Genomic DNA, 12,203 nt, shown 5'->3' on the forward strand with positions numbered 1-12,203 from the left:
TGGGCTTGAGCGGATCGCTCAGGCCTTCTTCAGCAGCGCCGTCTCAATCGGCAGCTTGCGAATCCGCACGCCGGTGGCGGCGAAGATCGCATTGGTCACGGCCGGCGCGATGGGCGGTGTGCCCGGCTCGCCGATGCCGCCGGGTGCGGCCATGCTGGGGATGATGTGCACCTCCACCTTGGGCATCTCGTTCATGCGCAGGACGGGATAGTCGTGGAAATTGCTTTGCTCCACGCGCCCGTCCTTCAAGGTGATCTGACCGTACAAGGCCGCCGTTAGGCCGTAGACGATGGCGCCTTCGATCTGGCGTGCGATGGTTTGCGGGTTGACGGTCTGGCCGCAATCCACCGCCGCCACCACTCGGTGCACTTTGGGCGTGCCGTCGGCGGCCACCGAGACCTCAGCCACTTCGGCCACCAAGCTGCCGAAGCTCTCTGCCAAAGCAATGCCGCGCTTGACGCCTGCCGGCAAGGGCTGACCCCAGCCGGCCTTGGCTGCAGCCGCTTGCAGCACGGCCTTGGCGCGTGGGTGCTTGTCCAGCAATTGCAGGCGGTATTGCAGCGGGTCGGCCTTGGCGGCTGCGGCCAACTCGTCCACAAAGCTTTCGATGAAGAAAGCGTTCTGCGAATGCCCCACCGAGCGCCAGAACCAAACCTGCGGCCCCGGCTCGGCGCGACCATAGGCGATGCGCTGATGCGGGATGTCGTAGAGATGGTCGGCCAGGCCTTCCACGGCCTGGCTGTCCACGCCGCTTTCGGGCAGCTTCATGAAGCCCGAGCCGGCCATGATGGACGGCGAGGCCACATCGGCGCGCAACATGCTGGGGCGGCCTTGCTCGTCCAGCGCGGCTTCGAACTTGACCAGGGCAGCGGGGCGGTAATAAGCCGCCGCCATATCGTCCTCGCGGGTGTAGATCAGCTTGACCGGGCTGCCGCTGAGCTTGGACAGCAAGGTGGCGTCAATGGTGAAGTCGGGGGCGAAACGGCGCCCGAAGCCACCGCCCAGCAGCATGGTGTTGACCTTGACCTTGGCGGGCGTGACCTGCGCCACCTGGCTCAAGATGCCTTGCGAGGGGCCTTGGCTTTGCGTGCCGGCCCAGATCGTCACCTCGTCGCCCTTGACCCAGGCCAGGCAGTTCAGCGGCTCCATGCAGGCGTGCGCCAGATAGGGCACTTCGTAGCTGGCGCTGTGCTGGCTGCTGGCATTGGCCGCGGCGTCTTTGACATTGCCCTTGTCCGCCGCAATGGCGCCGGCACTATTGGCGGCGTCGTTGAGCAGTTCGCTGACTTTTGCCGAATTGAGCTGGGCCTTGTCGCCCAAATCCCATTGCACGGCCAGCGCATCGCGGCCTTGCTTGGCGGACCAGTAGCCGTCGGCCAACACCGCCACGCCGTGCGGGATGGTGATGATCTTGCGCACGCCCTTGACCTCGCGGGCCTTGGCCTCATCCATGCTCTTGATCTTGGCCTCGGGGAAGGGGGCGCGCGCCATCACGGCGACGAGCATCCCTTCAATGTGCGCATCAATGCCGAACTTGGCCTGACCGTTGACCTTGGCCGGGGTGTCCAGCCGGGCGGTGGGTTTGCCGAGGATTTTGAAATCGGCGCTGCTCTTGAGCGTGGGCGTGGTGGGCACCGCTTGCTTGGCGGCGGCTTCGACCAGTGCGCCGTAGGCTAGCTTCTTCTTGTTGAGCGTGTTGATGACGAAGCTGCGCTCGGTGCGCAGATGGCTGGCGTCCACCTTCCACAACTCAGCGGCTGCTGCCACCAGCATCTCGCGTGCCGCCGCGCCGGCCTGGCGCACCGGTGTCCAGTGGGCACGGATGGTGGTGCTGCCGCCGGTGGCTTGCATGCCGAACATGGGGTTGTTGTAGGCCGCGTGGGCGGGCGCTTGCTCCACGCCCACCAGCTTCCAGTCGGCATCCAGCTCTTCGGCCACCAGCATGGGGATGGAAGTCAGCACGCCCTGGCCCATTTCGGCCGAGCCGCAGACCACGGTGATGCGGTTGTCCGGCGTGATGCGCAGCCAGGCATTGGGTGCGAAGGTATTGCTTTGCTGGCTAGCCGCAGCGGCGGCAGCGGCCTGCACCTTATTGCTCAAGGGCAGAGCGAAGCCGATCACCAGAGCGGCACTGCCGCCTGATTTCAGAAAGCCGCGGCGCGTGCTTGTGAATGCGGTATCAGCCATCTCAAGCCCCTACTTTCTTGCCGTTGAGCGAATCGGCGGCCACATGGATGGCGGCGCGGATCTGGTTGTAGGTGCCGCAGCGGCACAGATTGCCGCTCATGGCGGCGTCAATATCGGCGTCGTTCGGCTTCTTCTTGCTGGCCAGCAGGGCGCAGGCACTCATGATCTGGCCGCTCTGGCAGTAGCCGCACTGCGGCACATCGAGCTTGACCCACGCCGCTTGCGTGGCCTTGCCAACTCTGCTGGCGCCCACGCCTTCAATGGTGGTGACTTTCTTGCCTGCGGCCACCGACAAGGGGGTTGAGCAGGCGCGCACCGGCTGCCCGTCCAGGTGCACGGTGCAGGCGCCACACAAGGCCATGCCGCAACCGAATTTGGTGCCGGTGAGTTGCAGGTCTTCACGCAAAGCCCACAGCAGAGGCTCGCTCGGGTCGACATCCAGCGCGACGGCGCGGCCGTTGACGGTCATTTTGATCATGATGGGCAGGGCTCCAGCGGGGAAGGGTCGATGTCAGGGTGGGCGACAGCGTAACGCTTTCCGGCTGAGTTTGCTTGCGTGCGAAATTAGGGCTTGCAGCACAGGCGCAGGCCGCCAATCGCCCATTGCCAGGTCCGGCTCAGCCCCGCTTCAGCGTCGCTTCCAGATCGCTGCGCAAGCGGCGCAAGGCTTGCAGCTCCTGCTCCGGCGCTTGCAAGGCTGGCCACAGCAGGGCCACCAGGTCCTTGGCGCTTTGTTCGATGTCGATTTGCCGGCCGGTCAGCACCACTTCCCAGAGCATTTGCTCCATCGGGCCCAGCACCAGATTGCGCATCAGTCGCAGCGGCACGTCTTGGCGCAGTTCGGCGCTGGCCTGGCCCTGGGCCAGCAAGGCCATCAGCGGCGCGGTGTAGCGGCGTTGCAGTTCGATGAAGGCTTCGCCCAGCGCATGGCCCTGGCTGCGGCCCTCGGACAAAACCAGGGCGCACAGGCCAGTGCCTTGCTGCAAAAAGAGGCGCAGATGGGTGTGGACCATGAACTCCAGCTGCTCGCGCACGCTGGCGCTGCGCGGCAAGCCGGTTTCAATGGCGCCGATGATCTCGGCATACCAGTCTTGAATCACCCGCATGCACAGCTCGCGCTTGCCGTGGAAGTAGGTGAACACGGTGGCCTCGGAGATGCCCAGGCGTTGCGCGATCTCGATGGTGGTGGCCTGCTCGAAGCCGCGTTCCGCAAACACCTCGCGGCCGACGCGCAGAATGTCGCGCACGCGCTGCTCGGCCTTGGCGCTGGCGGGGGCTCGGCGTGCGGGTGGCCGGGCCGATGGGCGAGCTGTGGCGGAGGAGGCGGTGGGGCTAAGTGCTGTCACAGGCTGGATTCTGCGTAATAATTGAGTAAAGCTCAAGTCCGTCTTGTGCAAATCCCGCTGATTCAATATCCTCACCGCTTTGCAAGCTCCCAAAAGGAGTTTGTATTTGCCGAAAAAACTTGAGCCTCACTCAAATCGATTGAAGGACCGATCGATTGCGTGACGCCACCTTCCGCCGGAGACCCCATGGCCGCACTCTCGACCAAGCTCAATGCCCGCTCTGCCGACTTCAAGGCCAATGCCGACGCCATGCGCGGCCTGCTGGATGACTTGAATGCCCGCTTGGCGCAAATCGCCCAGGGTGGCGGCGAGGCGGCTCGCGCCAAGCACACCGGCCGTGGCAAGCTCTTGCCGCGCGACCGGGTGGAAATGCTTTTGGATCCCGGCACGCCGTTTCTGGAGTTGGCGCCTCTGGCCGGCCTGAATATGTATGACAACGCCGCACCCGGCGGCGGCATCATTGCCGGCATCGGCCGCGTCTCCGGGGTGGATTGCATGATCGTCTGCAACGATGCCACCGTGAAGGGCGGCACCTACTACCCCATCACGGTAAAAAAGCATCTGCGCGCGCAAGAGATCGCGCAGCAGAACCGCTTGCCCTGCGTCTACCTGGTGGACTCGGGCGGCGCCAATCTGCCCAATCAAGACGAGGTCTTCCCGGACCGCGACCATTTCGGCCGCATCTTCTACAACCAGGCCAATCTGTCGGCCCAGGGCGTGCCGCAAATCGCCGTGGTGATGGGCTCTTGCACGGCTGGCGGCGCCTATGTGCCGGCCATGAGTGATGAGACCATCATCGTCAAGAACCAGGGCACCATCTTCCTGGGCGGCCCGCCGCTGGTGAAGGCGGCCACCGGCGAGGTGGTGACGGCCGAGGACCTGGGCGGTGGCGATGTGCACACCCGCCTCTCCGGCGTGGCCGACCATCTGGCCAATAACGACACCCACGCGCTGGCGATTGCGCGCCAGTCGATTGCCGCGCTGAACTGGCGCAAGCTGGGGCAGGGCGATCTGCTCTTGCAGCCGCCACGCGCGCCGCTGTTTGATGCGGCCGAGCTGCACGGCGTGATCCCGACCGACACCCGCAAGCCCTTCGATGTGCGCGAGGTGATTGCGCGGGTGGTCGACGGCTCCGATTTCGACGAGTTCAAGGCGCGCTACGGTGCCACCCTGGTCTGCGGCTTCGCTCATATCGAGGGCATGCCGGTGGGCATCGTCGCCAACAACGGCATCTTGTTTGCCGAGAGCGCCAACAAGGGCGCGCACTTCGTCGAGTTGTGCTGCCAGCGCAAGATTCCGTTGGTGTTCTTGCAGAACATCACCGGCTTCATGGTCGGCCGCAAGTACGAAAACGAAGGCATCGCCCGCGCGGGGGCCAAGATGGTCACGGCCGTGGCCTGCGCCCAGGTGCCCAAGTTCACCATCATCATTGGCGGCTCATTCGGCGCCGGCAATTACGGCATGTGCGGCCGCGCTTACTCGCCGCGCTTCTTGTGGATGTGGCCGAATGCGCGCATCTCGGTGATGGGCGGCGAGCAGGCCGCCTCGGTGCTGGCCACGGTCAAGCGCGATGGCCTGGAGGCCAAGGGTGGCAGCTGGAGCGCGGCCGAAGAAGAAGCCTTCAAGGCGCCGATCCGCCAGCAATACGAAGACCAAGGTCACCCGTACTACGCCTCGGCACGCTTGTGGGATGACGGCGTGATCGATCCGGCCGACACCCGCCGTGTGCTGGCACTCGGCCTGGCGGCGGCGCTCAATGCCCCCATCGCCGAGACCAAGTTCGGCGTGTTCCGGATGTGATGTGAAAAAATGGCGGCTCCTAGGTTTGGAGGTGCACATGGCGCGTTGCAATGCATCGAAACGATTCAGCACGGCTTGCTGCCGGCCGCAGTCATGAAGACGCGCCACGCCGCTTCTCGGCGCTCTGGTCGCGCCACTGTGCGCCAGCTCAGGCGTGGTTTGCTGGCCGGCTTGATGGCCTGCGCTGCTCACGGCTCGCTCTGGGCCCAGGCGGATAGCCCTCTGCAGCAGGATGTGCGTGAAGCTGTGCTGCGCGTGCCGGTTGCGGTGCTCGATGCTTTTGGCCGTGAGGTCAGCGGCGAGTTGCCGGTGACGCTGTTTCGCCCCGAGGGCGCCGGCCCCCATCCCTTGGTCATCATCAGCCACGGCCGCAATACCGAAACACGCGCCAGCTATCCGCGCCAGCGCTTTGAGTCGGCCGCGCGCTTTTTCCTGCGCAAGGGCTTTGTGGTGGCGGTGCCGCTGCGCCTGGGTTATGGCGAGTTGGCCTCGCGCGGCGACCCGGAAGACAGCATCGCCTGCAACAGCCCGCGCTATGCGCCGGCCGTGACGGCGGCGGCCCAGCAAATCATCAAGGTCGCCAAATACCTGGCGGCCGAAGCCTTTGTCGACCCGAACCGGCTGGTGCTGGTGGGGCAGTCGGTGGGCGGCATCTCCACCCTGGCGGCGGCGGCGCTGCGCCCGCCTGGCCTGGTAGCCGCGATCAATTTCGCCGGTGGTCACGGGGGCAGCCCGGTGAACCATCGTGGTGAGCCCTGTCAGTCGGCCCAGCTGGATCGGCTCTACGCCCGCATGGGCGCATTGAATGCAGGCAGCGGCAGTGCGGATGGCGACGGCGCTGATGCTTCGGCCGACGCAACGACGCCGCCCCCTTTGCGCCAGACCTCACCGCCACGCGCCGCCACACCCACGCTGTGGGTCTATACCGAGAACGACCATTACTTCTCCCCGCGCCACTCCGGTAACTGGGCGCAGATGTATCGACAGGCCGGCGGTGTGGCGGATTACCGCTTGCTGCCCGCCATCGGCGACGATGGCCACAAGTTGTTTTCTGCTGCCAACGATGTCTGGCAGCCCATGGTCGATGCCTTTTTGGCCCCGCTGGGCTTCGCGCAGCCGGGCCTGCTGCAGCCGCCGGCGGCCAGCCGCTTTGCGGCGCTCGATGATGAGTCGGCCCTGCCTGTGCGCAGCGCGGCGGCATTGGATGGCTACCGGCGCTTTCTGGCGTCTAAGCCGCCGCGCGCTTATGTGTTGAACAAGTCCGGCCAGTGGGGCTATGCCTCGGGGGATGACGCGATGTCGCGGGCCTTGAGCTTTTGCCAGCGCCGCAGTGGCAAACCCTGCGATTTCTATGCGGTCAATGAGGACGTAGTCTGGAAGGACAATCAGTGATGACGACGACGATGACAACAATAAGCACGAACGACTACCAGATGCTGACCCTGCAAACCCAGGGCGGCGTGGCCAGGCTCACGCTGAATCGCCCCGAGTTGCGCAATGCCTTCAATGAGCAAGTGATCGAGGAGCTGGGCCGTGCTTTTGGCCAGCTGGGCGCCGACCCGGCCGTGCGTGTCATCGTGCTGGCGGCTGCCGGCAAGGCTTTTTGCGCCGGCGCCGACCTCAACTGGATGAAGTCCATGGCCCACTACGGCTGGGAGGAGAACTACAGCGATGCCAAGCGCCTGGCGGAAATGCTCTGGGCCATTTACAGCTGCCCGGTGCCGGTGATCGCGCGGGTGCAGGGCGATGCCTTCGCGGGCGGTGTGGGCCTGCTGTCGGCCTGCGATGTGGTGGTTGCGGCGGAGTCCGCCAACTTCTGCCTCTCGGAAGCCAAGCTGGGCCTGCTGCCCGCCACCATTGCGCCTTATGTGGTGCGGGCCTTGGGCGAACAAGCTTCGCGCCGCTACTTCGTCACCGCCGAGCGCTTCAGCGCCGAGCGTGCCCTGGCCCATGGCCTGGTGCATGAGCTGGCCAGCGCCGAGACGCTGGACGCCCAGGTTGATGCCCTGGCTGCCGCCATCGTGGCCAACGGCCCGGCGGCCGTTCGCGCCTGCAAAAAGCTGGTGCAGGATGTTGCGCACCGCGCCATCACGCCCGAGCTGCGTGAGGACACCGCCCGCCGCATCGCCGACATCCGCGCCAGCGAAGAAGGCCGCGAGGGCGTGCAGAGCTTTTTGGCCAAGCGCCCACCGGCCTGGCTCATGAGCTGAGGGGAGCAATAGCTGGCACCATTGTCGCCCGCTGCGCGGCGCCAATCGGGCAACGCAGCGGCGGCGAGTTGCTGGCTTCGGTCGGCACTTTGGCCGCCTCGCCCCTGATGCTCTTTTTGCCTTGCCCACGCCTCATTCCTTCTTTTTCCCCTTTTTCTTGCCCGCCCGCCTTCCCCGTCCATGAGCAGTCCCTCTCCCAGCGATTTGTCCGCCCTCAGCCAGCAATGGCAGCAACGCAGCCTGGCGGCGGTGTGGCACCCCTGCACGCAGATGGCGCGCGCCCAAGTCACGCCGCCACTGCCCATCGCGCGCGGCGAGGGCGGCTGGCTCTTCGATATGGACGGCCGGCGCTTTTTCGACGCCAACAGCAGCTGGTGGGTCAACCTCTTCGGCCATGCCGATGCGGGCATCAATGCGGCCATCAAGCAGCAACTCGACACCTTGCCGCATGTGATGCTGGCCGGCTGCACGCATGCGCCGGCGGTGCGCCTGGCCGAGCGCCTGAGCGTGCGCACCGGCGGCGCGCTGGGCCATGTCTTCTTCGGCAGTGATGGCGCCAGCGCGGTGGAGATTGCGCTCAAGCAGAGCTTTCACAGCTGGCGCAACCGGGGCCGGGCCGAGAAGCGCGAGTTCGTCTGCCTGAAGAACGGTTATCACGGTGAGACCATCGGCGCCTTGGCCGTCACCGACGTGAAGGTGTTTCGCGATGCCTATGACCCGCTTCTGATGCGGGCCCACATCGTTGAGTCACCCGACGCCCGGCTGGGCAATGAAGCGCAGGCGCTGGCCGCGATGCGGGCGCTGCTGAGCGAGCGCGGCAGCCAGATCGCCGCCGTCATCATCGAGCCCCTGGTGCAGGGTGCCGCCGGCATGGTGATGTACTCGGCTGAATACTTGCGCGGCTTGCGGGCCTTGTGTACCGAGTTCGAGGTGCATCTGATCGTCGATGAAATCGCCATGGGCTGCGGCCGCACGGGCACGTTCTTCGCCTGGGAGCATGCGCACGCCCGGTCATCGGCGACCGTGCCTGCCCACCTGGGCGCTGAGGCCGACCCTTCCAATGAGCTGTGGCCGGACTTCATCACCCTGTCCAAAGGCATCACCGGCGGCACCATGCCGCTGTCGCTGGTGCTGACGACCGAAGCGGTGTATCAGGCCTTCTGGAGCGAAGACGTCGCACGCGGCTTTTTGCACTCGCATTCCTACACCGGCAATGCCCTGGCCTGCGCCGCCGCCAATGCGGTGCTGGACCGTTTTGATGCTGGCCAGCTGCAGGCCAACGCCCAGCAAGCCGCGCTGCTCCGCGAGGCCTTTGCGCCGCTGGCTGGCCATTCAAACGTCAAGCATCTGCGTCAGCTGGGGACGATCCTGGCCTTTGATGTGCAAGAGCCTGGCCTGCGTTTCGCCGAGCGCTTCCATTTGGCAGCGCGCGCCCATGAGTTGCTGATCCGCCCGATCGGCAACACCGTCTACCTGATGCCTCCTTATGTGATTGACGCCGACACGGCCGCCTTCCTGGCCCGCGCAGTCACGCTGACCCTGGACGAAGTACTGTCCCAATCGCCCTCGTCCGACTCTGCGGACCAACCCCATGTTGCTTGATCATTTAAGCGCCAAGCTGCGCGCCATCGAGGCTCAAAGCCTCACCCGTTTTCTGCGTCAGGCCGAAAGTGCCACCGCCTCGCGCCAACAAGTGCGTGGCGCCGACGGCCGCACGCGCGAGCTGCTGATGTTCTGCTCGAACGACTATCTGGGTCTGGCCGCCGAGCCCGCCATCCAGGCCGCGCTGATTGAAGGCGCGCAGATTTACGGTGGCGGCTCCGGCGCCTCGCCCCTGATCAGCGGCCACAGCCGCGCCCACGAGCAAGTGGCGCAGACCCTGGGGGCCTGGTTCAAGCCGCATATCCCGCAGGCCACGGCCCTGGGCTTTTGCACCGGCTATATGGCGAACTTGGCCGTGGTGACGGCGCTGGGCGACGAAGGCGCCGAGATCTTTTCGGAAGCCTGGAACCACGCCTCCTTGATCGACGGCACCCGCCTGGCGCGGGCCGAGGTGAAGCGCTATGGCCACGCCGATGTGGCCGGCCTGCGCGCGCTGCTGGCGGCCAGCACGGCCAAGGTCAAACTCATCATCACCGACGCGGTGTTCAGCATGGACGGCGACCTGGCGCCGCTGCCCGCGCTGCTGGCCTTGGCCGAAGAGTTCGACGCCTGGCTGATCGTGGACGACGCCCACGGCTTTGGCGTGCTGGGTGAGCAGGGGCGCGGCTCGCTGGAGCATTTCAATCTCAGCAGCGAACGCCTGATTCTGGTCGGCACCCTGGGCAAGGCCGCCGGCCTGGCGGGCGCTTTTGTGGTGGCCCATGCCACCATCACCCAATACCTGCTGCAAGCGGCGCGCAACTACATCTTCTCCACCGCCTCGCCGCCGGCCGTGGAGCATGCGCTGCTGACCAGCTTTGCCTTGATCGACGGCGAGCTGGGCCGCGCGCGGCGCGCTAATCTGCGTTTGCGCCAGGCCCAGCTGCGCCGCGGTGTGGATGCGATTCTGCAGCGCCACCCGGCCCTGGGCTGGCGCTTGCCGCCCTCGGACACCCCTGTTCAGCCTCTGATCATCGGCGGCAATGCCGAGGTGATGGCCCTGGCCGCGCGCCTGGAAGCGCAAGGGCTGCGCGTGCCGGGCATTCGCCCACCCACCGTGCCCAAGGGTGAGGCACGGCTGCGCATCACCCTGTGCGCGACGCACAGCGAAGCGGATGTGGATGAGCTCTTGGCAGCGCTGAGCGCAGCCGCCGCCGATATGGACAAGGTGGCTGCATGAGTGCCAACACAACAGCCTCTCAGGCGGCCAGCTTCAAAGGCCTGTTCATCACCGGCACTGACACCGAAATTGGCAAGACCTGCATCACCGCCGGGCTGACTCATGCGCTGAGCCAGACTGGCCTGCGCGTGGCGCCCATCAAGCCCTTGGCTGCCGGCCAGGATCTGGTGGACGGCCGCTGGGTCAACGAAGACGTGCAGCAGCTGCATGCCGCGCAAAACATCGGCATGAGCCCGGAGCAAGTCGGCCCGCTGCAGTACCGCGCCGCCTGCGCACCGCATATCGCCGCGGCGATGGAAGGCCGCAGCATCGAGCGCCACGCCGTGCTGGCCGCCATTCGCGCCAGCGCCGCCCTGGGCGACTTCGCCCTGGTGGAGGGGGTGGGCGGCTTCCGCGTGCCCTTGAGCGCGGGCTTTGACACCGCCGATCTGGCGGCCGAGCTGGCGCTGCCGGTGGTCTTGGTGGTGGGCCTGCGCCTGGGCTGCATCAACCATGCTTTGCTGACGGCCGAAGCCATTCGCGCCCGTGGCCTGACGCTGGTCGGCTGGGTGGCCAACACCGTGGATCCGGCCATGCCCCATGTCACCGACAATCTGGCCGCGCTGGATGCGGCCTTGGCCGCGCCTTGCTGGGGCCATATACCCCGTTTGAAGCTTCCCACGGCCGACGCCGTGGCCGAACATTTGAATCTTCAAGCGCTGCTGCCGCAGTGCTTGGTCTGACCCGAACTGATCCGAACCGTTTTTCTTGCCTGCCCTGGAATCGCTATGAGCCACTCGCAAACCACCAATCAAATCCAATCGCTGACCCCCACCCGGGACGACGACCGCCGCAATGACAAGCCCTGGACGGTGAATGAAGTCACCGCCCTGTTCGACCTGCCCTTCAACGACCTGATGTTCAAGGCGCAGCAAGTGCACCGCGAGAACTTCGATGCCAATGCGGTGCAGCTGTCCACGCTCTTGTCCATCAAGACCGGTGGCTGCGAAGAGGATTGCGCCTACTGCCCGCAGTCGGCCCACTTCGACACCGGCCTCAAGGCCGAAAAGCTGATCCCGCTGCAAGAAGTGCTGGAAGCGGCCCGCGCGGCAAAAGCCAATGGCGCCACGCGTTTCTGCATGGGTGCCGCCTGGCGCTCGCCCAAGGAACGCCATCTGGAAGCCATTGGCGAGATGGTCAAGGAGGTCAAGGCCATGGGCCTTGAAACCTGCCTGACCGCCGGCATGCTGGGTGACGGCCAGGCCGAGCAATTGGCCGAAGCCGGCCTGGATTACTACAACCACAACCTCGACACCTCGCCCGAGTTCTACGGCCAGATCATCACCACCCGCACCTACCAAGACCGCCTGGACACCCTGGACCGCGTGCGCAATGTGGGCCTGAAGGTTTGCTCCGGCGGCATCGTCGGCATGGGCGAAACCCGCCGCCAGCGCGCCGGCCTGATCGTGCAGCTGGCCAATCTGAATCCCTACCCGGAGTCGGTGCCGATCAACAACTTGGTGCAGGTCGAAGGCACGCCGCTGGCCGATAAGGGCACGGAGGCGCTGGACCCCTTCGAATTCATCCGCTCCATCGCGGTCGCTCGCATCACCATGCCGCGCGCCATGGTGCGCCTGTCCGCCGGCCGTGAAGAGATGCCCGAGAGCATGCAAGCCCTGTGCTTCCTGGCAGGCGCCAATTCGATGTTCTATGGCGACAAGCTGCTCACCACCTCGAATCCGCAGGCTGAGAAGGATCGGGCGCTGTTGAATCGTTTGGGCATGCGCTGCGCCAGCGAGGCCAATCTGGCGCCGCAAGAGGCGCCGGCTGGCTGTTCGCACGGCCACTGATGGCGCGGAG

Annotated in this window: 10 protein-coding genes; 7 read left to right on the top strand and 3 right to left on the bottom strand. The window is 65.8% G+C overall.

From position 1 onward, the window contains the following. Window positions 1-18: 18 nt before the first annotated feature. From AABB87_RS11010 to AABB87_RS11020, 3 genes are all read right to left on the bottom strand, one after another. Window positions 19-2,187, bottom strand: a complete 2,169-nt coding sequence (locus AABB87_RS11010; RefSeq protein ID WP_341971287.1) for a xanthine dehydrogenase family protein molybdopterin-binding subunit — start codon at window positions 2,185-2,187, stop codon at window positions 19-21. A 1-nt stretch (window position 2,188) separates the two neighbouring features. Continuing rightward, the gene (locus tag AABB87_RS11015; RefSeq protein ID WP_341971288.1) at window positions 2,189-2,665 is read right to left on the bottom strand and encodes a (2Fe-2S)-binding protein; all 477 of its coding nucleotides are present in this window, start codon (window positions 2,663-2,665) and stop codon (window positions 2,189-2,191) included. A gap of 139 nt (window positions 2,666-2,804) precedes the next feature. After that, window positions 2,805-3,533: a TetR/AcrR family transcriptional regulator gene (locus tag AABB87_RS11020; RefSeq protein WP_341971289.1), complete on the bottom strand. Its 729-nt coding sequence runs from the start codon at window positions 3,531-3,533 to the stop codon at window positions 2,805-2,807. A 186-nt stretch (window positions 3,534-3,719) separates the two neighbouring features. Between AABB87_RS11020 and AABB87_RS11025 the strand changes: the two genes are divergently transcribed. The 7 genes from AABB87_RS11025 to bioB all read left to right on the top strand — a co-directional run bounded on the left by AABB87_RS11025 (window position 3,720) and on the right by bioB (window position 12,193). Continuing rightward, on the top strand, window positions 3,720-5,333 hold the full coding sequence (locus tag AABB87_RS11025; protein ID WP_341971290.1) for a carboxyl transferase domain-containing protein: 1,614 nt from the start codon (window positions 3,720-3,722) through the stop codon (window positions 5,331-5,333). Between the two features lie 93 nt (window positions 5,334-5,426). Further along, on the top strand, window positions 5,427-6,725 hold the full coding sequence (locus tag AABB87_RS11030; protein ID WP_341971291.1) for an alpha/beta hydrolase family protein: 1,299 nt from the start codon (window positions 5,427-5,429) through the stop codon (window positions 6,723-6,725). A gap of 11 nt (window positions 6,726-6,736) precedes the next feature. Then, complete coding sequence (locus AABB87_RS11035) at window positions 6,737-7,543, top strand: enoyl-CoA hydratase/isomerase family protein (RefSeq protein WP_341971292.1); 807 nt, start codon at window positions 6,737-6,739, stop codon at window positions 7,541-7,543. A gap of 180 nt (window positions 7,544-7,723) precedes the next feature. Then, window positions 7,724-9,145: an aminotransferase class III-fold pyridoxal phosphate-dependent enzyme gene (locus AABB87_RS11040; protein ID WP_341971293.1), complete on the top strand. Its 1,422-nt coding sequence runs from the start codon at window positions 7,724-7,726 to the stop codon at window positions 9,143-9,145. After that, window positions 9,135-10,364: an 8-amino-7-oxononanoate synthase gene (locus tag AABB87_RS11045; protein WP_341971294.1), complete on the top strand. Its 1,230-nt coding sequence runs from the start codon at window positions 9,135-9,137 to the stop codon at window positions 10,362-10,364. Before AABB87_RS11040 ends, AABB87_RS11045 begins: the two co-directional genes overlap by 11 nt. Then, a complete protein-coding gene (bioD, locus tag AABB87_RS11050) occupies window positions 10,361-11,086 on the top strand; it encodes a dethiobiotin synthase (protein WP_341971295.1) in 726 nt (241 codons plus the stop codon). Before AABB87_RS11045 ends, bioD begins: the two co-directional genes overlap by 4 nt. Window positions 11,087-11,131: 45 nt before the next feature. Continuing rightward, window positions 11,132-12,193, top strand: coding sequence for a biotin synthase BioB (gene bioB, locus AABB87_RS11055; protein WP_082680074.1), 1,062 nt, complete (start codon window positions 11,132-11,134; stop codon window positions 12,191-12,193). The last annotated feature ends 10 nt before the right edge of the window (window positions 12,194-12,203 follow it).

It is taken from the genome of Roseateles sp. PN1 (assembly GCF_038419725.1).
Taxonomy (GTDB): Bacteria; Pseudomonadota; Gammaproteobacteria; order Burkholderiales; family Burkholderiaceae_C; genus Paucibacter_A.